Consider the following 24,791-nt stretch of genomic DNA (forward strand, 5'->3'; position numbering starts at 1 on the left):
GGTGAAATGGATGAACGAAGAAATGGACAAGGTCATTCCTGTTGATATAGAAGATGAGATGAGAAATTCCTATATTGATTATGCGATGAGCGTGATTGTAGGAAGAGCCCTTCCTGACGTGAGGGATGGTTTAAAACCTGTTCATAGAAGAATTCTTTATGCCATGAATGAGATGGGTTTGACACCAGACAAGCCCTATAAAAAGAGCGTAGCAGTAGTTGGTGAAGTTTTGGGGAAATACCATCCTCACGGAGATGCTGCTGTATATGATACGCTTGTCAGGCTTGCACAGGACTTTTCCATGAGAGAGGTTTTGATAGACGGGCATGGAAATTTTGGCAGCATAGATGGAGACCCTCCTGCCGCAATGAGGTATACAGAAGCTAGGCTTTCCCGTATCGCTCTTGAAATGCTTACAGATATAAACAAGGAGACTGTAGATTTCGTTCCAAACTTTGATGAAACTTTGAAAGAGCCCGTGGTTTTGCCTTCTCGCTTTCCAAACTTACTGGTAAACGGATCTCAAGGAATTGCAGTAGGAATGGCTACAAATATACCTCCTCACAATTTAGCAGAAGTTATAGATGGCATTGTTGCCTATATAGACAACCCTTACATCACAGTGGATGAACTGATGAAGTACATTAAAGGACCAGATTTCCCAACAGGAGGTATAATCCTAGGTAGGGACGGAATAAAGGAGACGTATGAGACAGGTAGAGGCAAAATTATCGTCAGAGCAAAGGCGGAAATTGAAGAGCACAAAGGCAAAACGAGAATTGTAATCACAGAAATTCCTTACATGGTTTTAAAGGCTAAATTGATTGAAAAAATTGCTGAATTGGTGCACAACAAGCAAATAGAGGGAATTGCTGACTTAAGAGATGAATCTGACAGGAATGGAATGAAAATTGTAATAGAGCTAAAAAGGGATGTCAACCCAAAAGTTATACTTAACAAATTGTACATGCATACTCAGATGCAGCAGACCTTTGGAGCTATAATGTTAGCTCTGGTAGATGGAGAGCCAAAAATACTCAATCTCAAGCAGATTATTGAAAAGTACGTAGACCATCAGGCTGATGTAGTGACAAGAAGAACTAAATTTGACTTGAAAAAAGCGGAAGAAAGAGCGCATATTTTGGAAGGTTTAAAAATAGCTCTCGACTACATAGATGAAGTGATAAACATAATAAGAAGTTCTAAAACAGAAGCTATTGCTAAAGAAAATTTGATGAAGAGGTTTGGACTAAGCGATAAACAAGCACAAGCAATAGTTGACATGAGATTAGGAAGGCTGACAGGGCTTGAGAGGCAAAAAGTAGAAGATGAGTTAAAAGAACTCATAGAGAAGATAAAAGAGTTGAAAGAGATTTTAGCAGATGAAAGGAAAGTGTTGGAGATAATAAAGAAAGAGCTTTTAGAAATAAAAAATAAATACGCATCTCCAAGAAAGACAGTTATTGTAGCAAAGGAAGAGGAATTAGATTTTGAAGATTTGGTTCAGCTGGAAGATGTAGTAGTTACTATGACCCACTACGGGTATATAAAGAGGATGCCTCTTGACACCTATAAGTCTCAAAAGAGAGGCGGTAAAGGAATTTTAGGAATATCTACCAGAGAAGATGATTTTGTGGAAGATATATTCATAACCACTACCCACGATAGGCTGTTGTTTTTCACGAATAAAGGGAAAGTATATAGTTTGAGGACTATAGATATTCCTGAAAGTGGGAGACAAGCCAAAGGAACTGCTATAGTAAACTTGATACAGATTTCTCAAGGTGAAAAGGTCACGGCAGTTATTCCTCTTAAGAAGTCAGACGACATAAAGTATGTCCTTATGTGTACCAAAAAGGGCATAATAAAGAAAACTTCCATTGAAGAATTTAAATCTATTAAGAGAAATGGAATAATTGCCATAACTCTGGATGAAAATGATGAGCTCATAAATGTAAAGTTGACAAATGGAGAAAGAGAGGTAATAATAGGTACTGCCAAAGGATATGCGATAAGGTTCAACGAAAAAGATGTAAGGCCAATGGGAAGGGTTGCAAGAGGAGTGATGGCTATATCGCTAAGAGAAGACGATGAAGTCGTGGAAATGGATTTGGTACATCCTGACGGAGAAGTTTTGACTGTTACAGAAAAGGGATTTGGCAAGAGAACTGATTTAGAAGAATATAGAATCCAAGGAAGAGCAGGTAAGGGAATAATTGCAATGAAACTTAGCAAAAAAACAGGAAAACTCGTCTCCATAAGGTGTGTCCAACCGGAAGATGAGTTTATGATAATCTCTGCTAACGGAATTTTGATAAGAATGAAAGTAAAAGATATATCAAAAATGCACAGAGACACTCAAGGAGTCACCCTTATGAAATTAGAAGACGGAGATAGAGTGGTCTCTACGGCAAGAATTGAAAGTGAGGAATAAAACTAAGCCCTCAAGTTTTGGGGGCTTAGTTTTTAAATGCTCTTTCATATTGTTTTGGCCAGTCTTCCTTTGAAGTGTATGTATGCAAAACCCAATAGGGATTTCTTAAAAGTTCTCTTCCCAGTGCAACCAAGTCAGCCCTTTCATTTGAAAGAATTTCTTCTGCAAGTTCTTGTGTCGTTATTAATCCTACTGCACAGGTTTTTATATTGCAGCGCTTTTTAATTGTTTCAGCATATTTAACTTGATATCCGGGATATGGGTTTATATCAACATTTAAAAGTCCCCCACTGCTTACATCAATTACATCAACTTTGTCTTTTATCATATTGATATATTCTACCATCATATCTATGTTTATTCCGCCTTCAATGTAATCGTCTGCAGATACGCGCACGAAAATAGGTTTGTTTTGAGGCCAATTTTTTCTAACTTCATCTATCACTTCAATTAAAAATCTTGCTCTATTTTCAATACTATTGCCGTATTCATCTTTTCGTTTATTTGAAAGAGGAGAAAGAAATTCATGAATTAAATAGCCGTGAGCTGCATGTATTTCCACCACATCATAACCTGCTAAGTTGGCCCTTTTGGCAGCTTCTCCAAAAGCTTTTACTATAGATTTTATTTCATCAATGGTTAATTCTCTTGGGAGTTTGTACTGGTCTCCTGCTTTAATAGGGGAAGGTCCTACAACATCTTCATAGGGTATATTACATTTTCTTCCTGCATGAGCAAGCTGTATTCCCATTACAGCGCCATTTGCTTTGCAGATGTCTACAATTTTTTTTAATTCTTCAGCTTGCTCATCATTCCATATGCCAAGGTCACGGTCAGTTATTCTTCCTCTGCTTTCAACAGCTGTAGCTTCTTGCATAATGAGTCCTACTCCACCAATAGCCCTTGTGGCATAATGAACTATATGCCAGTCATTTGGCATTCCCTCAGTAGAAGCTGTATACATACACATGGGAGACATCATGATTCTGTTTTTTATTGTAATATCCTTTATCTTTAAAGGTGTATGTAAAATACTCATAAACACCCTCCCTCTATTATCTTTTATTTTCTCTTAATATCTTAGTTTTTCTTTAATTTTCTCATCACAACAAGAGCATCTCATGGCTTATATTACCATTTCTTACTTATCTAACCATTAAATGGGTAAGCTTAATAAACCTCATATCCTATTTCCATATTATGGCGGGATAGCTCCACTTATCTCATGGGGTTTACCCTCCCATGTCTCACTGGATCTTAGTCCTTAATTCCTTCGTTCTACCTGCCATGAGGTGGATGTCATTTCTGCTCCATTGCAGGGTCTTTGCCCGTATGGTGATTATTTTTATGACAATTCCCGCTCTTGTTGTCAATATCCCATCTCTTGATTGGTTGTTTTTGTCTTATTCCTTCTTTTACCTTTTATGTCACATCGTTCACACTTTCGCTTTTCATAAAAATCAATTTCTTCTTAAGGGTCAGCTCTTTAGATGTGACTAAGTTAAAGCTGAAGAGAAGATGATTAACCCTTAATTGATTTGATAGTATGTTGGCACTTTTTATGCAGCTTCCTGTAAGCCTGGCCTCTTTATGTCCTTCATCATCTTGATTGGGTCATATTTTACTCCTTTCTTTAATATGACATAAAATATCCTTATCAGTTTGTTGCACAATACTATTAGTGATTGCTTCTTTTTTAGCGGGTTTTGCGCTCTGGTGGTGTAATATTTGTGTAGTTCACGAAATTCTTCGTTTTTTGCGACCAAGGCCATTACTGCATTAAATAGCACACTCCTCAATCGCTTCCTCCCTCTTTTACTTATTGTCGTTTCTCCTTTATGCTTACCAGAGCTATTTTCTATTAGGTTTAATCCCCCTAGTTTTTGTATCTGTTTTGGATGTTCATATTTTTCAATATCTCCTACTTCTGCAATAAAACCTGCTACTGTGTTTACTCCTATCCCTTTGATTTCTAGTAGTTCTTTAACCCCTGGTATCTCAACTATTAATTCTTCCATCTTCTTCTCTATTTCTTCAATTTGTTTTTTTAAAAATTCGTATTGTTCAATGAGAGTCTTTATCTCGTATTCCGCCATCTTTATGCCCTGCTTCTTCCCTATGCTCTCCTTAGCAGTTTCTATCAGCTTTATAGCCCTTTTTTCTCCTACCCCTCTTTGTACTTCTTTCTTCCATATCGATATTATTTCTTCAGCACTCTTTTTTGCTATCTTCTCAGGCGTTGGAAATTCTCTTAATGTGATAAGTGCTGCTTTCCCTTCCCAGTCTGAAAATACGGTGTTAAACTCTGGAAAGTATATGTCCAACCATCTTGTTATTTGATTTTTTGTCATCCCTATTTGTTTGTTCAACCTGTCTTTTATGCCCATCGCTACCCTTAATTCTGCATATACTCCTTCAGGTATTATCGGCTCTACATATCTCCCGTCTTTTACTAGCATTGCTATTGTTTTTGGGTCTTTCTTATCGCTTTTTGTGGGAGAATTGTCATCTAATTCTTTGCTCATCTTTACATGAAATGGATTAACCAATACTACCTTTATGTTATTGTCTTTAAGGTATTGGGCAAAACACAGCCAATATTGCCCTGTCGGTTCTATCCCTACTATTAGTTTGTTTTTCTTATGTCTCTCCATCAAGTCTTTTGCCCAGTTAAGAAATTTTGTCATACCTTCTCTATTGTTTTCAAATCTCAGGTATTTCCCATATTCTACTCCTCTGTAGTCAAATGCTCTGGCATAATGGCTTTCTTTTGCTATGTCTACTCCCGCAATTAATGTGTCTCCCGTTACTTGCAAAATCTTTTCATTTTGTTTATACTTCATTTTAGGTACCTCCTGTTTATTTTGATAATTCGAGGTAAGTTCTTAAACTTACACTCTGTATTTTATCAGGAGGTACTTATTTTTTCAAAGTCCATTCTCCCTTATTTTTTATTCATTACAGGAATGCTCCTTTCTGGAACTTTCTGATTTTAATCATAATACATATCTTTTTAAAAACCAAATTTAGCAAAAATATTTAAGCTACATGTGATTAAAGCAATTTTTAATGATAGTTAAAAAATAAGCAATTTTTTTGATACCTTTTTAAAATTTTTTAGTAAATGTAAACGATGGATTTTTGGAAATTTACAAACAATTTAGTTGACTAAAGTAAAAGAGGCTGATAAAATAACAAGTAACTCTCATGAAAATTTACAGTTTCAGAATGATAATGAAGAAAAGCGATGAAGGAGAGGGGTATGTGCTAAGGCTCAAGAGAGCCGGTGGTTGGTGCGAACCGGTGCCAAGGCACATATTAGATCGCTCTGGAGCTGTATAGCTGAACGGTCCTTTGAAAAGGACTCATTAGGCTATACCGGGGGTGCCCGTTACAGTTCAAGTTTGCAAAAACTTGGTGAGGCTATTTGCCGTGAGGCAATAGCGAAGACAGGTGGTACCGCGTGGATGAAAAGTCCCCGCCCTGTTACGCAGGGCGGGTAAAGTTTTTAAGGGGGGTGATGCTTTTTGCACATTATCTCAGTTCTAGTAAACAACCATCCGGGCGTTTTGTCAAGGGTGGTAGGACTTTTTTCAAGGAGAGGCTACAACATAGAAAGCCTTGCTGTAGGTACAACGGAGAGAGAAGACATATCCAGAATTACCCTCACAGTTTTAGGGGATGATTACACTGTTACTCAGATTATACGCCAGCTCAACAAACTTGTGGATGTAATAAAAGTGCAGAACATAGGAAAAAGGGATAACGTATCAAGAGAACTTCTGTTAGTTAAGGTAGGTTATGACTCAAATACGAGAAACGACATAATGCACATTGTGGAGACTTTCAGAGGGAGAGTTATAGATATTTCGCTGGATTCACTTATCATAGAGATGACAGGGGATCCAGAAAAAATTGAGGCGTTTTTGAATTTGATCAATAAGTTTGATGTGAAAGAGCTTGTAAGGACAGGACTTATATCTTTGGAAAGAGGTAATAAAACATTAAAGGAATATGAGGGGGAATTGTGATATGGCAAAGATGTACTATGACCAAGATGCTGATGCAGAAGTTCTTAAGGGAAAGAAGATTGCGGTTATAGGTTTTGGAAGTCAGGGACATGCGCATGCGTTAAATTTGAGAGATTCCGGTTTTGATGTAGTGGTAGGACTTTATGAGGGAAGCAAGTCAAAAGAAAGGGCAGAAAAAGAAGGGCTTACAGTGTTAACCGTTGAAGAAGCGGCAAAAGTGGCAGATGTGATAATGATGCTCATACCTGATGAAAAACAGGCAAAAGTGTATAAGGAAAGCATTGAGAAAAACCTCACAGAAGGGAAAGCTTTAGCTTTTGCTCATGGATTTAACATTCATTTCAAGCAGATAGTCCCTCCTGAGAATGTAGATGTGTTTATGGTAGCCCCAAAGGGGCCTGGGCATTTAGTGAGGAGGATGTACCAGGAGGGGAAAGGGGTGCCATGTCTTGTAGCGGTACATCAAAACTACACAGGTAAAGCCCTTGACATAGCTTTAGCTTATGCCAAAGGAATAGGAGGAACAAAAGCAGGTGCTATAGAGACTACCTTTAAAGAGGAAACTGAGACAGATTTGTTTGGAGAACAGGCTGTGCTTTGCGGAGGCTTGACTGAACTCATGAAAGCTGGATTTGAAACGCTTGTGGAGGCAGGGTATCAACCGGAGATCGCTTATTTTGAGTGCGTAAATGAGATGAAGCTCATAGTTGACCTCATATACGAAGGTGGGTTTAGCTACATGAGGTATTCAATTTCTGATACAGCAGAGTTTGGAGATTACATGACGGGTAAGAGGATAATAACTGAAGAGACGAGGAAGGAGATGAAGAAGATTCTGGAAGAGATTCAGACGGGCAAGTTTGCAAAAGAATGGCTTTTGGAAAATCAGGTGGGAAGACCGCAGTATAACGCGATTAAAGAAAGAGAAGCAAACCATCCAATTGAAAAAGTTGGAAAAAGTTTAAGGGAAATGATGCCATGGCTTAGTAAAAAATAAAAAGGGGGTAGGTTAAAAATGGGGGTTAAGAGAGTTATAGTTTTTGACACTACTTTAAGAGATGGTGAACAGACGCCAGGGGTAAATTTTAACAGCAGGGATAAGCTTGAAATTGCCTATCAGCTGGCAAAGCTTGGGGTAGACGTGATAGAAGCGGGATTTCCTGCAGCTTCCAATGGGGATTTTGAGGCAGTAAAGAATATTGCTGACTACGTAAAAGGCGTAACCATTGCTGCGATGGGAAGAGCTGTGAAAGAGGACATTGACAGGGCCAGCAGTGCTCTTAAAAATGCAGAAAAGTCCAGATTGCACGTCTTTATAGCTACTTCTGATATACACCTTCAGTACAAGTTGAAGATGACAAGAGATGAGGTTCTGAAAAAAGCAGTTGAAATGGTGAAATACGCTAGAGGGAAGTTTGATGAGATAGAGTTTTCAGCAGAGGATGCCTCAAGGACTGATTGGGACTTTTTAGTGAAAGTGTTTAGCGAAGTAATTGATGCAGGAGCCCATATTATAAATGTGCCTGATACGGTAGGTTATGCTATGCCGAGGGAGTATGGAGAGCTTATAAGGTATATAAGAAACAATGTTCCAAATATTGATGGAGTAACAATAAGTGCGCATTGCCACAATGATTTAGGGCTGGCTGTAGCCAATTCTCTTTCTGCTATAGAAAATGGAGCAACTCAAGTAGAGGTTACTGTGAACGGGATAGGAGAGAGGGCAGGAAATGCGGCTATGGAAGAGGTGATAATGGCTTTAAATACCAGAAAAGATTATTTTGGACTTGTACACGGCATAAATACAAAAGAGATATACAATACGAGCAAACTAGTTAGCGAACTCACAGGGATTAAGTTACAGCCAAATAAAGCTATAGTAGGAGCTAATGCTTTCAGGCACCAGTCCGGGATACACCAGCATGGAGTCATAAACAATAGATTAACTTATGAAATAATGAGGCCAGAGGATATAGGAGTTGTTCCTGACACTTTCGCTTTAGGTAAACTTTCAGGAAGAAACGCTTTTGAACTTAAAGTAAGGCAACTGGGCTACAACCTTTCTCCCGGTGAGATAAGTGAAGCTTTTAGAAAGTTTAAAGATTTAGCCGATAGGAAAAAGACCATAGTGGAAGAGGATATTCGATTTGTTGTAGAGGAGACTATAGAAGAATTTAGGGGCTTTAGGGAGGGAGAAGCTTGGGCTTAACTCTTACACAAAAGATTTTATCGGCAAAGGCGGGAAGAGAGGTAAAACCTGGAGAATTGATAGAGATAGACGTGGATATGGTGCTGGGAAATGATATAACGGCACCTGTTGCCATAAAAGAGTTTGAAAAAATAGGGGTAGATAAGGTTTTTGACAACACAAAAATAGCTTTAGTGCCAGACCACTTTGTGCCGAGCAAGGATATAAAATCAGCGGAGCAGGTAAATGTAATGAGAAAATTTGCTAAAAAATATAATATAGTTAATTTCTTTGAAGTGGGAAGGATGGGCATTGAGCATGCCCTCCTTCCAGAACAGGGCCTTGTTCTTCCAGGTGATGTGGTGATAGGAGCCGATTCTCATACCTGCACTTACGGTGCTCTTACCTGCTTTGCTACAGGAGTGGGAAGCACCGATATGGCTGCGGCTATGGCCACAGGGAAAGCCTGGTTTAAGGTGCCTGAGGCAATAAAGTTTGTTTTAAAAGGAAATCTCGGCAAATGGGTGAGTGGAAAGGACGTGATACTCTATATCATTGGCAAGATTGGAGTTGACGGGGCTTTATATAAATCCATGGAATTTACAGGGAATATAAAAGCTTTGTCAATTGACGACAGGTTTACAATTGCAAATATGGCGATTGAAGCAGGAGCAAAGAATGGAATCTTTGATTTTGACGAGATTACAGAAGCTTATGTTAAAAAGAGGGCAAAGCGAGAGTATAAAGTTTTTGAAAGGGATGAGGATGCGGAGTACAGCGAAGTAATTGAAATAAATCTTGATGATATAAGGCCTCAAGTGGCGTTTCCCCATTTGCCTGAGAATACGAGAAGTATTGATGAAGTCGGAAAAGTTAAGATAGATCAAGTAGTTATAGGGTCCTGTACAAATGGAAGGCTTTCTGACATGGAGATAGCTTACAGGATTTTGAAGGGCAAAAAGGTTCATCCAGATGTAAGGCTTATAATTTTCCCGGCTACACAGGAGATATACTTGGAATGCGTGAAGAGAGGGTACATTGAAGAATTTATAAAGGCAGGAGCGGCAGTTTCAACTCCTACCTGTGGTCCATGCCTTGGAGGGCATATGGGAGTCCTGGCAAAGGGAGAAAGAGCTTTAGCTACTACAAATAGAAATTTTGTGGGAAGGATGGGACATCCTGAAAGCGAGGTTTATCTCGCAAGTCCAGCAGTTGCAGCGGCTTCAGCAATAGCTGGCTACATTGTAAGCCCTGAGGAGGTGGAATGATGCAGGGCAAAGCTATAAAGTACGGGGACAACATCGACACAGATGTGATAATACCGGCTAGATTTTTAAATACCTCCGATCCGAAAGAATTAGCAGAACACTGCATGGAGGATCTGGATAGGGAGTTTAAAAATAAGGTAAAAGAAGGGGATATATTAGTCGTAGGAGAAAATTTTGGCTGCGGTTCCTCAAGGGAGCACGCTCCTCTTGCCATTAAAGCTTCTGGAATTTCATGTATAATTGCCAAGTCTTTTGCCAGGATTTTTTACAGAAATGCCATAAATATAGGACTTCCTATACTGGAATCTAGAGAAGCTGTGGATGGCATTGAAGAAGGGGATATAGTTTCTGTGGATGTAGATAATGGAATAATTAGAAATGTCACAAAAGGGACAGAATTTAAAGCACAGCCATTTCCGGAATTTATAAAAGAGATAATAAAATATGGAGGACTTATAAATTACGTGAGAGAGAAGGTGCGTTAATGTACAGGATAGCAGTTTTGCCAGGAGATGGGATAGGTCCAGAAGTGATAGAAGAAGGTTTAAAGGTTTTAAAAGCTGTGGAAGAAAAGTACGGGCTCAGATTTGATATAAAGAAATATCCTTTTGGAGGAGAGGCTATTGACAAGTATGGGGAGCCTTATCCTGAGGAGACGCGAAATGGCTGCCTTTCAAGTGATGCAGTTCTTCTGGGGGCTGTAGGGGGACCTAAGTGGGACGGTTTAGAGGGAGATAAAAGACCTGAAGCAGGTCTTCTGGCCTTAAGGAAAAGTTTGGGGGTGTACGCGAATTTAAGGCCGGCGGTTTTATACCCTTCTTTAAAAGATGCTTCTCCTTTAAAGAATGAACTTTTGGAAAAAGGGCTGGATATACTTGTCGTAAGAGAGCTCACAGGCGGAATTTACTTTGGACCAAGAGGAAAAGAGGCTATAGGATATGGATTTAGGGCTTATGATACAGAAGTTTATGAGACGCAGGAGATAGAAAGAATTGCAGTTATCGCTTTTGAGGCGGCCTTAAGGAGGAGAAAAAAGATTACATCTGTCGACAAGGCAAACGTGTTGGAATCTTCAAGGCTTTGGAGAAAGACTGTAGAAGAAGTTGCTAAGAGGTATCCTGAGGTGGAGCTAAACCACATGTACGTAGATAACTGTGCGATGCAGCTTGTGAAAAACCCTTTCCAGTTTGATGTGATTCTCACCAATAATATGTTTGGAGATATTTTGAGCGATGAAGCAGCGCAAATCGTGGGCTCTATTGGAATACTCCCTTCTGCCAGCTTAAGAGGAGATAGGGTTGGACTTTATGAGCCAATACACGGGTCTGCTCCGGATATTGCCGGAAAGAAAATAGCTAATCCTCTTGCCACAATTTTATCTGTTGCGATGATGCTTCAGTATTCATTTGGCGAGGAGGAGGCTGCACAGGATATAAGAAAAGCGGTGGAAAGAGCTTTGGAGGAAGGCTTTAGAACAGCAGATTTGGGCAAAGGAATTGTGCTTTCTACAGAAGAGATGGGAGATAAAGTTGTTGAGTATATAAAGGGGTGATATTTTGAGAAGCGATGCTGTAAAAAAAGGGGTGGAGAGGGCACCTCATAGGTCCTTGCTTTATGCCTTAGGGCTTACTGATGAAGAGCTAAAAAGGCCTATAATAGGAGTGGCCAATTCAAAAAATGAAATAATCCCAGGGCACATTCACCTTGATAAAATAGCAGAAGCGGTGAAAGCAGGTATAAGGATGGCGGGAGGAACGCCTGTTGAATTTTCTACCATTGGAGTGTGTGATGGCATTGCCATGGGTCATGGAGGGATGAAGTATTCTTTAGGGAGCAGAGAAGTGATTGCTGACAGCATAGAGATAATGGCAATGGCTCATGGCTTTGATGGAATTGTACTCATACCCAATTGTGACAAGATAGTACCAGGCATGCTTATGGCGGCGGCAAGGCTTGATATTCCAGCGATTGTAGTAAGCGGCGGCCCCATGCTGGCAGGTATTTGTGATGGCACGACTTGTGACTTGAGCACAGTTTTTGAGGCGGTAGGAGCATTAAAGGCTGGCAAAATAACAGAAGAGGAATTTTACAGTATAGAAAGAAATGCCTGTCCTACTTGCGGGTCCTGTTCAGGAATGTTTACAGCAAATACAATGAACTGCCTTACAGAAGCTTTAGGTTTGGGACTTCCTGGAAATGGAACGATACCGGCGGTTTACTCTGAAAGGATAAGGCTTGCAAAGGAAGCCGGGATGAAAATAGTAGAGCTTGTTGAAAGAAACATAACTCCTTCACAGATACTCACAAAAGAAGCATTTGTGAATGCTTTTAGCTTGGACATGGCATTAGGAGGGTCTACTAATACGGTCCTTCACCTAAAAGCCATAGCTCATGAAGCAGGAGTAGATATACCTTTAGAAGAGATAAATGACATAAGCGATAGGGTTCCAAACCTTTGCAAGTTAAGTCCTGCAGGGAAATACCACATAGAAGACCTTCACTTTGCAGGGGGAGTTTCTGCTGTGCTAAAAGAGCTTTCAAAAGCAGGCCTTTTACACCTTGATGCTTTGACAGTGACAGGTCGGACTCTTGGAGAAAACATAAAAGATGCAAAAGTGCGAAATAGGGATGTGATAAGGACCATAGAAGATCCTTACAGCAAGACAGGAGGAATAGCAATATTATTTGGAAATATAGCTAGGGAAGGGGCTGTTGTGAAAGCTTCTGCTGTCTCACCAGAGATGTTAAGACATGAGGGACCGGCTAGAGTATTTGATTCAGAAGAAGAGGCTATTGAGGCGATATACGGTGGAAAGATACAAAAAGGAGACGTTGTGGTTATAAGGTACGAAGGGCCTAAAGGTGGTCCAGGCATGAGAGAAATGCTAAGCCCTACATCCGCCCTTGCAGGTATGGGTCTTGATAAGGACGTCGCCCTAATAACGGATGGAAGGTTTTCGGGAGCGACAAGGGGGGCTTCTATAGGGCATGTCTCTCCTGAGGCGATGGAGGGAGGAGAGATTGCCATAATTGAGGATGGAGACATTATTGAAATTGACATTCCAGCGAGGAAGATAAATGTCAAATTGAGTGATGAGGAAATAAAGAAAAGGATGGCAAATTGGAAGAGGCCAGAACCCAAGATAAAGAAGGGTTATATGGCGAGGTATACAAGAGAGGTGACTTCGGGGAGTAAAGGAGCGGTATTTAGGGAGGGAGGAGTATGAAGCTAAAAGGGGCTCAAGTTGTGATAGAAGTTTTAAAGGAGATGGGGGTTGATAATGTATTTGGAATCCCTGGAGGAGCAGTTATTCCGATTTACGATGCTTTGTATGACTCTGACATAAGGCATATTTTAGCAACACACGAACAAATGGCTGCTCATATGGCAGATGGATATGCTAGGGCTACCGGAAAAGTTGGGGTGTGCATTGCAACTTCAGGGCCAGGAGCTACTAATTTAGTTACAGGGATTGCCAATGCTTATATGGATTCTGTTCCGGTTGTCGCTATAACCGGCCAGGTTCCAACTTACCTGATAGGAAAGGACGCATTTCAGGAGGTAGACATTACAGGCATCACAATGCCTATTACAAAGCACAATTTTGTGGTAAAATCTCCTGAAAAGCTGGCAGATACTTTAAGGGAAGCATTTGCAATTGCAAAGAGCGGAAGGCCAGGGCCGGTTTTGGTGGACATTCCAAAGGATATACAAAATGCAGAAATAGAGTATGAAAGAAAGGGAGAGATAGAATACAAAAATGGAATAAAAGAAATTATTTCTGAAGAGAGCTTGTCAAAGGCGGTGGAGTTGATTTTAGAAAGCAAGAAGCCTGTTATCTTTGCAGGCGGGGGAGTGATATGGGGAGAAGCCTGTGGGGAACTTTTGGAATTTGCTGAAAAGACGAATATCCCTGTTGCAACTTCACTGATGGGGTTAGGATGCTTCCCCGGAGACCATCCTCTATCTTTGGGACTTATAGGTATGCATGGAAGCAGATTTGCAAATTTAGCTGTATATCACTCAGACCTTGTGATAGCTGTAGGAACGAGATTTAGCGATAGAGTGGCAGGAAAGGCCGGAGGGCTTGCACCAAAGGCCAAATTTATACACATTGACATCGATGCAGCAGAAATAGGCAAAAATGTAGAAGTGGATGTGGGGATAGTTGGGAAGATAAAGAAGGTATTAAAGCTTCTTGCAGATAGAGTTCCATCTATGGAAAGAAGAGAATGGTTAGAGGAAGTAGAAGAATTAAGAGTGAAACATGGGCTTAGATATAAAAAAGACGACATGTTAAGGCCCCAATGGATAGTAGAAAAAATTCAAGAGCTCTCAAATGATGATCTCATTATAGCTACAGAAGTAGGGCAAAATCAAATGTGGGCAGCACAGTTTTACAAATTTAAAAAGCCTAGAACTTTTGTCACTTCAGGGGGATTAGGGGCAATGGGTTTTGGCCTTCCCGCATCAATAGGTGCGCAGGTGGGAAGGCCAGATAAAAGGGTTGTGAATATTGCAGGAGATGGAAGCTTGAGAATGAATATACACGCCTTAGAGACTGCTGCTTTCTACAATATCCCGGTTATTATAGTACTACTTAATAATCAGGCTTTAGGAATGGTAAGGCAGTGGCAGTATCTTTTTAACGAAAAGAGATTTTCTCAGACAGATTTAAATCCACACCTTAACTTTGCCAAAATTGCCAGTGATTTTGGAGTGGAAGGAATAAGAGTTACAACAAAAGAGGATTTTGAAAAAGCTTTTAAAAAAGCCTATAGCGAAAAAAAACCTTTTATGATAGAATGTATTATAGACAAAGACGAAATGGTGCTTCCATTTATTCCCGCAGGTGGGACTGTGGAAGATACTATTGCATAAAAAGAAAGGGTTTGTGACCCTTTCTTTTTATTTCCAAGGCGGGATAATTTCTGCTTTTTGAAGAGCTTTAAATACTACTACAAATACAGGCCCTATTACAAGTCCTATAGCGCCAAAAAGTTTTACACCTATAAACATAGATAAAAGCGTAACAAGAGGATGAAGTCCGATGCTCTGACCTACAATCTTAGGCTCTATCATCTGTCTTACAACTACCACCAAGCCGTACAGTATTAAAAGATATATCCCTACCATGTAGTTTTTCATTATGATGTTATAAAGCGCCCATGGTACCATGACAGCACCAGAACCTAGTACGGGCAATGCATCTACAATGGTTACAAGAAGACCCAATAGAAATGGATAGTCAAAACCTATTATTGCAAGGCCTATGGAGACTTCCAAAAAGGTTATAAGCATTATTGTTGCTACTGCTCGCAGATAACCGAAAAATGTCTTTAAAAGGTCTACCTGAATATTTTTTGCATGCTGTGCCCAATGAGATGGAATCTGCCTTTTTATAAAATCTAGTATAAGCTGTTTATCTTTGCTTATAAAAAAAGTAGCAACAAGTGTTATCAAAGTCATAAAGAAAAAGTTAGGCAATTTTGTTGCAAAATTCAAAAGCCATGTAGCAAGATTTTTTGCAAATAATGATACATAGTTTAAAATCGACTGCATGTTGCTTTCAATAAGGGATGTAATATTTGGGGGCAATGATATGTAATACATTCTTATTCTATCAACAAGATTTAAAATTATGTCATTAATAGTATTTGCATAATTTGTGCTTATTTCCGCAAGAGAACTTAGTTCATATATAAGTTGTGTTATTGATATTGCAATAAGTGATCCTATCACACCTATTAATATCAAAAGTAAAATAAAGGATGCTAGTCCTCTCGGCACCTTTAATTTTTTCTCTAAGAAATTTACACCAGGATCAATTATCACAGCGAGAAGCAAAGCCACTACAAACGGCATCAAGAAAGGAATAATTTTAAATATGATTAAGTAAAATATAATAAAGACAGCAACAATGAGTAGTGTTTTTTTTATTATATCACCGTATCTCAATAGAAAATTATTCACCGTTTTGACCTCCTTCCTTTTTATTATAATATGAGAATTGATAAAAGTCTATCATTAAGAGTAATTGTTGACTGTAATAAAAAAATCCGCCGAAACGGATTTTTAAAGGGCGGTTTTTATTTTTGCTATTTCTTTTGACTTTTGTGCAAGCTCACTTCTTGTTATAATTCCTTTTTCTACCAATAAATCTATAAGGGAAATTAACGCCAGCAAATTTTTATATTCTGTGTCTTTTATTTCAGCTAAAGTGATAAGATATTCAATTTCTCTCATTCTTATCTCCCCTTCATTTTGTGCTGATTTTATTATTGACAAATATTAGCAAAAATATACAAGGAAGATTAGAATTTATTTGAAGTTTATGCTATAATATCATTGTACTTTCAAGTGAGGAGAGTCAGTATGAGCAAAAATATAGGAAAAGAGATATTAAGCTGGATATTTACTATACTTCTCGCTTTCGCAATTGCCCTTTTCATTAGGACTTATGTGTTTGAGCTGGTGGATGTCCCTACGGGTTCAATGATGGACACAATACACATAAACGACAAATTCATTGTGAACAAATTTATATACAGATTTGAACCTGTCAAAAGAGGAGACATTGTAGTATTTCGTTTTCCTGACAATCCAAAAGTTAATTTTGTGAAAAGAGTGATAGGAATAGGAGGAGATGTCATAGAAATAAAAGATGGAAAACTCATAAGAAACGGAAAGGTTGTAAATGAGCCTTATGTAAAAGAACCCATGAAAGGAAATTTTGGCCCTTATGTGGTGCCTCCAGGCCACTATTTTATGTTGGGAGACAATCGGAACGAATCTATGGACAGCCGATTTTGGCAGCACAAATACGTATCAAAGGATCAAATTTTGGGCAAAGTAGTATTTAGGATATGGCCTCCAAATAGAATTGGCAGTATGGAGGGAAAATGAGGGTTGAAAATACTTTAATAAAGTAGTATAATAATTTAAAAAGTGAATAACTTTAGGCGATGAAGGGACGAGTAGTAAGTAAAGACTTTTAAGAGAGCTGGTGGGTGGTGCGAACCAGTAAGTTTTACTTACGAAATCCATCCTGGAGCTAGGGTGTAATGACCTTCGGGCGACCGTTAAATCATGTGGAGGGCCCAATTTTTGGGCCGAAAGAGGGTGGCAACACGGGGTTCCCGTCCCTTTGTGGGACGGGAATTATTTTTAGAAAGGAGGAGGGGTGTAGGTGCTTGACATAAAATTTATAAGGAGTAATCCAGATGTAGTCAGAAGGGCTATAGAATTAAAAGGAGAAAAAGCGGACTTGGACAGGCTGCTTTTACTGGATGAAAAAAGAAGAGAGATGCTTGTGGAACTGGAGGCTCTTAAAAATAAGAGGAATACAGAATCAGACAATATAGCTCGGCTAAAAAGAGAAGGGAAAGATGCGTCAGAACTTATCGCTAAAATGAAAGAACTTTCAGATAAGATAAAAGACATGGAACAGGAATTGAGGGAAATAGAAGAAGAAATGGAAAAGATACTCTGGACAATTCCCAATATTCCTCATGAGAGTGTGCCTATAGGAGAAAGCGATGAGGACAACGTAGAGGTTAGAAGATGGGGAGAGCCCAGAAAGTTTGACTTTGAACCTAAGCCCCATTGGGAAATAGGTGAGGCTTTGGGAATACTGGATTTTGAAGCGGCTTCTAGGGTTACAGGTTCTCGTTTTGTATTTTACAAAGGGTTAGGAGCAAGGCTTGAGAGAGCTTTGATAAACTTTATGTTGGACCTTCACATAGAAAAGCACGGCTATAAAGAAGTTTTTCCTCCATTCCTTGTACATAGGAGAAGCATGTTTGGGACAGGCCAGCTTCCAAAATTTGAAGAAGATGCCTTCAAAGTAGAAGGCACAGACTATTTCCTGATTCCGACTGCAGAAGTTCCTGTGACTAACCTTTACAGAGAGACTATAATAGACGGAGAACAGCTTCCTATATACCACTGCGCTTACAGTGCTTGTTTCAGGCAGGAAGCAGGGGCTGCTGGAAGAGATACCAGAGGGCTTATAAGGCAGCATCAGTTCGACAAGGTAGAGCTGGTTAAATTCACAGAACCGGACAAATCTTACGAGGAATTGGAAAAAATGACAAGAGATGCAGAAGAAGTTCTGCAGGCTCTTGGCCTTCCTTACAGAGTGGTTGCTATATGCACAGGGGATTTAGGATTTACTGCATCAAAGAAATACGACATAGAAGTTTGGATGCCAAGTTATGGAAGATACGTAGAGATATCTTCCTGCAGCAATTGTGAGGACTTCCAGGCCAGAAGAGCCAATATAAGGTATAGGCCAAAAGGTGGAGGAAAACTCCAATATGTTCACACTTTAAATGGTTCTGGAGTGGCAGTTGGGAGGACTTTTGCGGCTATTCTAGAAAATTATCAGCAGGAAGACGGATCTGTAGTTGTGCCTGAAGTATTGAGGCCATATATGAAAGTAGATGTTATAAGGAAGGAAGAATGATTTCCCAGTATTTTACTGGCAGATAATATTGACAATAAGGCTGGGTTGTGATATACTTTATATCGTCCCAGCTGGGAGAGGTGTCCGAGTGGCTTAAGGAGCTGGTCTTGAAAACCAGTGACCCCGCAAGGGGCCGTGGGTTCGAATCCCACCCTCTCCGCCAGAAGCTCTTTGCGGAGAAGTACCCAAGTGGTGAAGGGGCGGTCCTGCTAAGACTGTAGGTCGGGGAAAAACCCCGGCGCGTGGGTTCGAATCCCACCTTCTCCGCCATTTACTAAGAAAATAAAAGCTGTGAAGCATACTTACTTCACAGCTTTTTGTTTTTATTTTGATTTGTCTTTTCCAAGTATTACAGTTACATCTACGCTTGAATCAGGGGTAATATCTTTTTCTACACAAATTATGGAAAGAGCGTTTGCTACTTTTTTTGCCTTTTCCTCATCAGTTCTGGCATATACGTGAGATGTGGAAAAAGTGGTTCCCACGACATTTCCTATTCTTACTACATCAAAACCTTGTTTTCTCAAAGTTTCAGCGCATTTTGAAGCAAGACCGGGTATATTCGTTCCATTTAATACTTCCACTTTTATGGCCTTATTTTTCTCTATTTCAGAAGGGTCAAAAGAGAAAGTAGTTTTATCTCCCAAAAACTCTGCTACTACTTCGGGAATTTTTGTGTTATCTGCGAAGAAATAGCTTACTCCATCTTTATAATCCGGTTCGCCAGGCAGAGTAAAAGATTTTATAGAAGAAGGCTTGTCTTTTACGAATTGATAAGCATACTTGGCAATTTCTGTTGCTGTGAGGTCTGTTTTTATGTGTTTGCTTACAGCAATGGCTAGAGAAGGAAGCTTTGGCAGAGTAGAAGGCTGTGTTAATTTTTTAAACAAGGCTTCTAAAAATTGATGTTGAGCCTTTATTCTCCCTAAGTCTCCATCAATGTAACCATGTCTATACCTTACAAATTGGATTGCTTTTTCTCCATCCAGCACCTGACGACCTTTTTTTAAATTGATGTGAAGAGGGGGATTAGCGCTGTTGTCGTCATACTTCATGTCAAAAGGAATATCTACTTCTACGCCGCCTATTGTATCAATTACTTTTTTAAAGCCTTCATAGTCTATGATGATGTAGTGGTCTATATTTATGCCGAGTAAATTTTCTACTGCTTTCTTTGTTCCTTCAATTCCATCTTCGGTAAAAGCGGCGTTTATCTTTTTATCCCCTGGAGAGTTATAACCTGGACGAGGATAATAGGTGTCCCTTGGAATTGATAAAATGCTTATAGTTTTATTTTTAGGGTTGTAGTTGGCTATAAATAACGTGTCAGATAAATTGTTTTCATCACTTCCCACAACGAGGACGTTTTTTGAAGAAAGGTCTTCCTCTTTTTTTTCTGGATTGTTCAAAGAAGCTATAGGATTTTCTTCTTGTACGGCAGGTACATGTATATTTTTATAAAATATGTAAGCACCTATTCCTACAGAAAGTATTATTCCCAGAAAAATTACGGCCAGTATTTTTACTACTTTTTTCATCTTCTGACCTCCTCGAGATTTTCATGTAACGTCAAATTAAAGCCTTAAATTCGCGTATCTATAGTCTCCAAAACATTGGAATAAAAATTTTTTCGAGAAAAAGGAGGATTCCCTCCCCTTGGTGTCGTAGGTAGTAGTTGTAGCAAAAACAAACACCATCAACCCAAAGGAGGGAATCCTAATTTATGTTTCGACAACTACTACCCGTTTTCCTTCTTACTCATTTATTAAATTTTTTGCTTAAAATTTCTCTATTCGCTCTCAAACACTTTAAAGTAGATATTCAGCCGCCTGTTGACCTCCAACCTTCAGGCTACAAAGTTTTGTCACCTTTAGAGGATCCTTTGCCACTTGTTGAAAAAGTTGTTGAGAAAAAAGATTACAAGAAAATCCTTGCCGAAGCTGAAGCTCAAGGTAAGCCTATCTCTCATGTTAGACGTATTAAACCCCTTTGTGTTGATGTTGATAAGTGCCCTGTTTGCGGTGCCCCTCCTGATTATTTGTACAGTTTTGGTAAAGACCCTGACGGCTTTCAAAAACTACAGTGTAAAGTGTGTAAACATCAATGGGCTCCTGGTAAACCTGCTCCTAAAAAGTCTCGCCCTACTTACCGCTGCCCTTTCTGCGGGTCTGCACTTATTCAGGATAAAACTAGAAAGAATTTTACTGTGTTTAAGTGTCGCAATGATAATTGCCCTAAGTGGCTTAACCACCGTAAAAGATATCGCTTCAGAGCTTTTGATGTTGATTTTGATGAACTCTCTTCTTCTTCTCCAAATGCTGCCCCTGTTAACCTCGCAAAAAGCCATTTTAGCCCATTCTTGATAGCACAAACTGTTAATTTATACGTAGGTCTCGGTCTTTCTTTAAGGCAAACTGTCTCTGCACTACAGCATATATGGCAAGTTCAACTCTCTCATCAGACTATACAAAACTGGGTGGTTTCCTTGGCCTCTAAACTCGCTCCGCTTGTTAAGTCTATCAACCTCCCTTTGTCAGGCCTTGTTGTTATTGATGAGACTTACATAAAGGTCAAAGGTAAGTGGCATTACCTTTTTACTGCCTGTGATGGCTTGAGAGGTTTTATTATCTCACAGCACCTTTCTCCTCATAGGGATGCTTTAGCTGCTTTGACAATCCTTAAAGAGGTCATTGACCGTTACAACAACCGAGAATTCATTTTAGTCACAGATAAAGCGCCTATTTATGATGTGGCAGTCCATTTCGCTTCGGTTTTCTTTGGAGCCAATATCCGTCATCGACCTGTGTTGGGAATCTCTCCTCCACCCGGTGGTGACAGTCATACTTACAGACCGTATAAAAACCGTTTAGAACGCTTATTTGGCTCTTACAAGGCTCATTACAAGCGCCATAAGTCTTTTAGTTCTTTTGAAGGTGCTATCGCTCATGCATTGCTATATCAGCTGTACTACAATCACTTGAAACCTCATGAGGCTTCCGATGGCAAAGTACTTGCACCCCTTAAAGATAAACATGGCCACCAAGTGGATAATTGGGCTAAACTGATTCAATGGTTTGTTGAGCTTAATTAAACTCTATAATCTTGACAACTTTTATGTGGTAAGTTAGACTGTATTTGAAATAGTCTAGCTTACCATAGGGTGATATTTGCCTTCTTTGCCCATAAAAGCTTAGATTTTATTTACTTATAGTTTTTCCCTAGGTGTCATTTTAAGTTATTGATTTAATAATCACTGATTTCTTTGCTAACTACTACCTACAATTTCTATTTTTTAGGGAATCCTCATGTTCTTACTTGACGCTACCGATTTTCATCCCCCTTTGTGCCATATCCTATTATATAACACTTCAGTTTGACAATGTCAATTAATACAATGTTACAAATTCTTAAATTTTTATTAATTTCGCAAAGTATTCCCTTATCGGTAATTTATAAAAGTGTGCTATAATTATAAAAGAAACTGTCAAAAGGGGTGCTAGATTTGAAAAAGCCTAATATAACACTTTTGCTGGCGGCTTTTTTGATTTTATTGGTTATTTCTGTGGGAAAAGAAATAATAAACTTTATAGTCGACTTGCAATGGTTTTCTGACCTTAATTATCTCACTGTATATTTTAGGAAATTTTTAGCTCAGCTAGAGCTAGCTTTACCTGTTTTTTTAATCATTTTTGTTTTCTTGTATTTTTATTCTGTAAAAGTAGTCAATGACTATGTGAATTTTGCTCAGGATATTGTTGTGAAAAGAAGTGCAGGTAAATATAAAAAAATAGGTGTTTACACCTCTCTTTTTGTAAGCTTTCTTGTAAGTTTATATGCAGCTTTGAGCTGGTGGAATGACTGGCTTTTCTTTAAAAATGCTGTCAGTTTTAATTATTCTGACCCCATTTTCAAAAAAGACGTGGGCTTTTATGTATTTAGATTGCCATTTGTTTACGACATTTACCGTCTTTTGATGGTTGTTTTAATTCTAGTAATATCTGCTACTGTTGTAGCGTATGTTCTCATGTACCTTTCAGATAAAACCAGATTTTATGAAATATCTGAAAGAGATGGCAATTTGTTCAGGGCGATATACAATAAGGAAATTCTAGAGAAGGCTTTTAGAGAAATAGCTCCTCTTGCTGCGTTTTTTTTCTTGCTTCTAGCGGTTGGATATTATTTTGCTAGATTTCAGATTTTGTATTCTACAAAAGGGAGAGTGTTTGGAGCAACATACACAGATGTCCACGTAACTTTGACATTTTACTACATCCTCTCTGCCCTCTCTGTTGTTGTGGCTTTTTTAGTATTCGTATTTTTGATGAAGAAAAATTTAAAATACGCCATAATTTCTGTGCTCTTATTGCCTTTATTTTCTCTTGTGATGGCTTTAACAGAAACAGCTGTACAGAATTTAATAGTGTCTCCAAATGAGCTTGACAAGGAAAGCAGGTATATAAGTTATAACATAGAGTACACGAGAAAGGGCTTTGGACTGGATAAAGTGGAGGAGAAGGACTATCCGTCGAAAAAAGAACTTACGTGGGAAGTGCTCCAGAAAAATAGGGATACTATAGACAATATAATGATTAACGATTATCGCCCTGTAAAACAGGCTTATAACCAATTACAGGCTTTAAGGCTTTATTATAAGTTTAATGACATAGACATAGATAGATACACAATAAATGGGAAGTACAAACAGGTATTTATAGCAGCCAGAGAAATAGACCAAGAAAATCTATCACCACAGGCTAAGACATGGATAAACCTGCACCTTAAATACACCCATGGCTATGGAGTGGTTATGTCTCTGGTGAATGATGTTACCCCCACAGGGCAGCCAGAGATGATAGTAAAAGATATTCCACCTACTACTTCTACTGATATAAGAATAGACAGACCCCAGATTTATTTTGGGGAGCTCACTAATGATTACGTGATTGTGAACACTAAAACAGGAGAATTTGATTATCCTTCTGGAGATAAAAACATCCAGACAAATTACAAGGGGACAACAGGTATTCCGATGACTTTCCCTAATAGAATCCTTTTTGCTCTTTATGAAAAGGAAGCGAGGATTCTTTTATCTGCTGATATAACGAAAGATAGCAAAATTTTAATTCATCGCAACATCCTAGAGAGAGCGAACAAGATAGCTCCTTTCCTTTTGTATGACGATGACCCGTATATAGTGGTAAGTGATGGAAAGCTCTACTGGATAATAGACGCTTACACTTATTCTACAAACTTTCCTTATTCACAGCCTTATGGTAATGTAGGAATTAATTACATTAGAAATTCTGTGAAGGTTGTGGTGGATGCTTATAACGGAGAGGTGGATTTTTATATCGCAGATGAAAAAGATCCCCTCATCCAGGCATATAAAAAGATTTTTCCTGGGCTTTTTAAAGACATTGAAAAAATGCCGGCAGGAATTCGCCAGCACATAAGATATCCTCAATTTTTGTTCGATATACAGACAGAAGTTATAAAACTTACCACATGACAGACCCACAGGTATTTTATAATAAAGAAGATGCGTGGGATATTGCGAAGGAGAAGTTTGATAATGAGGTACAATATCAGGAATCTCAGTACATGATAATGAGACTTCCTGGAGAGCAAAAGGAAGAATTTATACTGATGATACCTTATACTCCTTCAACTAAAGCCAACATGGTGGCATGGATGGCTGCAAGGATGGACAAAGACAATTATGGTAAACTGTTAGTATATAAATTTCCCAAGAACACTATTGTATATGGGCCTTTACAAATAGAGAACATGATAGATCAGGATCCAAATATTTCAAAAGAGTTAAGTCTGTGGAATCAGCAAGGGTCTACTGTAAGCAGGGGAAATTTGCTGGTAATTCCAATAGATGATTCTATACTTTACGTTGAACCACTTTATATACAATCGCAAAATCAAAATGCTCTCCCTGAGGTAAAGAGGGTCATTGTAGCTTACAAGGACCAGATAGCCATGGAGCCCACTTTAGAAGAATCGCTTAAGAAGGTGTTTTTAGGAAATGCTACAGCTCCTGAAATTATTGAGAAAACTCAAGAAGAGACGAAAGGATCGGCAGAGGGGCAAAGGGAGTTGATAATAAAAGCTCATGATACTTATGAAAAAGCTGTGGAAGCTGTGAAAAAAGGAGATTGGGCTTCTTTTGGAAAGTACATGGAGGAACTCAAAGAGATTTTGAAGCTTCTCAAAGAAGGGGTAAAAGATTAAAAAGATTGAAAACTGAAGCGAAATATGCTATTATATTGATAGCAAAAATGATTGCGCCCGTAGCTCAATTGGATAGAGCGCCTGACTACGGATCAGAAGGCTGGGGGTTCGAGTCCCTCCGGGCGCACCAGTAAAATCAATGCTTTCATAGTGATGCGATTT

17 protein-coding genes, 3 tRNA genes, 1 pseudogene and 2 other annotated features are annotated in these 24,791 nt (G+C 39.0%); of the genes and pseudogenes, 16 read left to right on the plus strand and 5 right to left on the minus strand.

What is annotated here, in order from left to right; genetic code table 11:
* The first annotated feature begins 10 nt into the window (after nucleotides 1-10).
* Nucleotides 11-2,434 (plus strand): DNA gyrase subunit A, encoded by a 2,424-nt coding sequence (gene gyrA, locus TTE_RS00060; protein ID WP_011024547.1) that lies wholly within the window; start codon nucleotides 11-13, stop codon nucleotides 2,432-2,434.
* A 25-nt stretch (nucleotides 2,435-2,459) separates the two neighbouring features.
* Here gyrA and namA read toward each other — a convergent pair whose 3' ends face one another.
* Together namA and TTE_RS00070 are read right to left on the minus strand one after the other, a co-directional pair.
* Complete coding sequence (gene namA / locus TTE_RS00065) at nucleotides 2,460-3,473, minus strand: NADPH dehydrogenase NamA (protein ID WP_009610488.1); 1,014 nt, start codon at nucleotides 3,471-3,473, stop codon at nucleotides 2,460-2,462.
* A 520-nt stretch (nucleotides 3,474-3,993) separates the two neighbouring features.
* Entirely contained in the window at nucleotides 3,994-5,277 is a 1,284-nt protein-coding gene (locus tag TTE_RS00070) for an IS110 family transposase (RefSeq protein ID WP_011024548.1), read from the minus strand.
* Nucleotides 5,278-5,672: 395 nt separating this feature from the next.
* Nucleotides 5,673-5,923: a binding site (T-box leader), on the plus strand.
* 38 nt (nucleotides 5,924-5,961) lie between these two features.
* On the opposite strand from TTE_RS00070, the gene ilvN reads away from it, so the two are divergent.
* Genes ilvN through ilvB form a run of 8 tightly spaced genes read left to right on the plus strand, consistent with a single transcriptional unit; the run spans nucleotide 5,962 to nucleotide 14,803 of the window.
* Nucleotides 5,962-6,465: an acetolactate synthase small subunit gene (gene ilvN / locus TTE_RS00075; RefSeq protein WP_011024549.1), complete on the plus strand. Its 504-nt coding sequence runs from the start codon at nucleotides 5,962-5,964 to the stop codon at nucleotides 6,463-6,465.
* Between the two features lies 1 nt (nucleotide 6,466).
* A complete protein-coding gene (gene ilvC / locus TTE_RS00080; protein WP_009610487.1) occupies nucleotides 6,467-7,462 on the plus strand; it encodes a ketol-acid reductoisomerase in 996 nt (331 codons plus the stop codon).
* A gap of 18 nt (nucleotides 7,463-7,480) precedes the next feature.
* On the plus strand, nucleotides 7,481-8,674 hold the full coding sequence (locus tag TTE_RS00085) for a 2-isopropylmalate synthase (protein WP_011024550.1): 1,194 nt from the start codon (nucleotides 7,481-7,483) through the stop codon (nucleotides 8,672-8,674).
* A complete protein-coding gene (gene leuC, locus TTE_RS00090) occupies nucleotides 8,665-9,921 on the plus strand; it encodes a 3-isopropylmalate dehydratase large subunit (protein ID WP_011024551.1) in 1,257 nt (418 codons plus the stop codon). The genes TTE_RS00085 and leuC overlap by 10 nt, the downstream gene beginning before the upstream one ends.
* Nucleotides 9,921-10,406, plus strand: coding sequence for a 3-isopropylmalate dehydratase small subunit (gene leuD, locus TTE_RS00095; protein WP_011024552.1), 486 nt, complete (start codon nucleotides 9,921-9,923; stop codon nucleotides 10,404-10,406). The genes leuC and leuD overlap by 1 nt, the downstream gene beginning before the upstream one ends.
* A complete protein-coding gene (gene leuB, locus TTE_RS00100) occupies nucleotides 10,406-11,473 on the plus strand; it encodes a 3-isopropylmalate dehydrogenase (protein WP_009610489.1) in 1,068 nt (355 codons plus the stop codon). The genes leuD and leuB overlap by 1 nt, the downstream gene beginning before the upstream one ends.
* 4 nt (nucleotides 11,474-11,477) lie before the next feature.
* The gene (ilvD, locus tag TTE_RS00105) at nucleotides 11,478-13,148 is read left to right on the plus strand and encodes a dihydroxy-acid dehydratase (RefSeq protein ID WP_011024553.1); all 1,671 of its coding nucleotides are present in this window, start codon (nucleotides 11,478-11,480) and stop codon (nucleotides 13,146-13,148) included.
* Entirely contained in the window at nucleotides 13,145-14,803 is a 1,659-nt protein-coding gene (gene ilvB / locus TTE_RS00110) for a biosynthetic-type acetolactate synthase large subunit (RefSeq protein ID WP_011024554.1), read from the plus strand. Before ilvD ends, ilvB begins: the two co-directional genes overlap by 4 nt.
* A gap of 27 nt (nucleotides 14,804-14,830) precedes the next feature.
* Here the strand turns inward: ilvB and ytvI are convergent, their stop codons facing one another.
* Nucleotides 14,831-15,895 (minus strand): sporulation integral membrane protein YtvI, encoded by a 1,065-nt coding sequence (ytvI, locus tag TTE_RS00115; RefSeq protein WP_011024555.1) that lies wholly within the window; start codon nucleotides 15,893-15,895, stop codon nucleotides 14,831-14,833.
* Between the two features lie 102 nt (nucleotides 15,896-15,997).
* A complete protein-coding gene (locus TTE_RS13990) occupies nucleotides 15,998-16,168 on the minus strand; it encodes a hypothetical protein (protein WP_022588566.1) in 171 nt (56 codons plus the stop codon).
* 129 nt (nucleotides 16,169-16,297) lie between these two features.
* Here TTE_RS13990 and lepB point away from each other — a divergent pair, with 129 nt between their 5' ends.
* The 4 genes from lepB (at nucleotide 16,298) to TTE_RS00135 (ending at nucleotide 18,659) form a co-directional block, all read left to right on the plus strand.
* The gene (gene lepB, locus TTE_RS00120; protein WP_011024556.1) at nucleotides 16,298-16,828 is read left to right on the plus strand and encodes a signal peptidase I; all 531 of its coding nucleotides are present in this window, start codon (nucleotides 16,298-16,300) and stop codon (nucleotides 16,826-16,828) included.
* A 50-nt stretch (nucleotides 16,829-16,878) separates the two neighbouring features.
* Nucleotides 16,879-17,072, plus strand: a binding site (T-box leader).
* 39 nt (nucleotides 17,073-17,111) lie between these two features.
* A complete protein-coding gene (gene serS, locus TTE_RS00125) occupies nucleotides 17,112-18,389 on the plus strand; it encodes a serine--tRNA ligase (RefSeq protein WP_009609894.1) in 1,278 nt (425 codons plus the stop codon).
* 74 nt (nucleotides 18,390-18,463) lie between these two features.
* A tRNA-Ser gene (locus TTE_RS00130) sits at nucleotides 18,464-18,552 on the plus strand.
* Between the two features lie 12 nt (nucleotides 18,553-18,564).
* Nucleotides 18,565-18,659 (plus strand) — tRNA-Ser (locus TTE_RS00135).
* Nucleotides 18,660-18,712: 53 nt separating this feature from the next.
* Here TTE_RS00135 and TTE_RS00140 read toward each other — a convergent pair.
* Nucleotides 18,713-19,927, minus strand: a complete 1,215-nt coding sequence (locus TTE_RS00140) for an LCP family protein (RefSeq protein WP_009609883.1) — start codon at nucleotides 19,925-19,927, stop codon at nucleotides 18,713-18,715.
* Nucleotides 19,928-20,112: 185 nt separating this feature from the next.
* On the opposite strand from TTE_RS00140, the gene TTE_RS00145 reads away from it, so the two are divergent.
* The 3 genes and pseudogenes from TTE_RS00145 to TTE_RS00155 all read left to right on the plus strand — a co-directional run bounded on the left by TTE_RS00145 (nucleotide 20,113) and on the right by TTE_RS00155 (nucleotide 24,759).
* The gene (locus TTE_RS00145; protein ID WP_011024557.1) at nucleotides 20,113-21,480 is read left to right on the plus strand and encodes a DDE-type integrase/transposase/recombinase; all 1,368 of its coding nucleotides are present in this window, start codon (nucleotides 20,113-20,115) and stop codon (nucleotides 21,478-21,480) included.
* A 411-nt stretch (nucleotides 21,481-21,891) separates the two neighbouring features.
* A pseudogene (locus TTE_RS00150) lies at nucleotides 21,892-24,629 on the plus strand (UPF0182 family protein).
* 53 nt (nucleotides 24,630-24,682) lie between these two features.
* Nucleotides 24,683-24,759 (plus strand) — tRNA-Arg (locus TTE_RS00155).
* The last annotated feature ends 32 nt before the right edge of the window (nucleotides 24,760-24,791 follow it).

It is taken from the genome of Caldanaerobacter subterraneus subsp. tengcongensis MB4 (genome assembly GCF_000007085.1).
Classification (GTDB): Bacteria; Bacillota; Thermoanaerobacteria; order Thermoanaerobacterales; family Thermoanaerobacteraceae; genus Thermoanaerobacter; species Thermoanaerobacter subterraneus.

Coding starts and splice junctions, on each gene's coding strand:
- TTE_RS00140 (WP_009609883.1), bottom strand. CDS start 19,927: ATGAAAAAAGTAGTAAAAATACTGGCCGTAATTTTTCTGGGAATAATA.
- TTE_RS00145 (WP_011024557.1), top strand. CDS start 20,113: ATGTTTCGACAACTACTACCCGTTTTCCTTCTTACTCATTTATTAAAT.
- TTE_RS00070 (WP_011024548.1), bottom strand. CDS start 5,277: ATGAAGTATAAACAAAATGAAAAGATTTTGCAAGTAACGGGAGACACA.
- gyrA (WP_011024547.1), top strand. CDS start 11: ATGAACGAAGAAATGGACAAGGTCATTCCTGTTGATATAGAAGATGAG.
- TTE_RS13990 (WP_022588566.1), bottom strand. CDS start 16,168: ATGAGAGAAATTGAATATCTTATCACTTTAGCTGAAATAAAAGACACA.
- lepB (WP_011024556.1), top strand. CDS start 16,298: ATGAGCAAAAATATAGGAAAAGAGATATTAAGCTGGATATTTACTATA.
- namA (WP_009610488.1), bottom strand. CDS start 3,473: ATGAGTATTTTACATACACCTTTAAAGATAAAGGATATTACAATAAAA.
- leuD (WP_011024552.1), top strand. CDS start 9,921: ATGCAGGGCAAAGCTATAAAGTACGGGGACAACATCGACACAGATGTG.
- ilvB (WP_011024554.1), top strand. CDS start 13,145: ATGAAGCTAAAAGGGGCTCAAGTTGTGATAGAAGTTTTAAAGGAGATG.
- ilvC (WP_009610487.1), top strand. CDS start 6,467: ATGGCAAAGATGTACTATGACCAAGATGCTGATGCAGAAGTTCTTAAG.
- leuB (WP_009610489.1), top strand. CDS start 10,406: ATGTACAGGATAGCAGTTTTGCCAGGAGATGGGATAGGTCCAGAAGTG.
- TTE_RS00085 (WP_011024550.1), top strand. CDS start 7,481: ATGGGGGTTAAGAGAGTTATAGTTTTTGACACTACTTTAAGAGATGGT.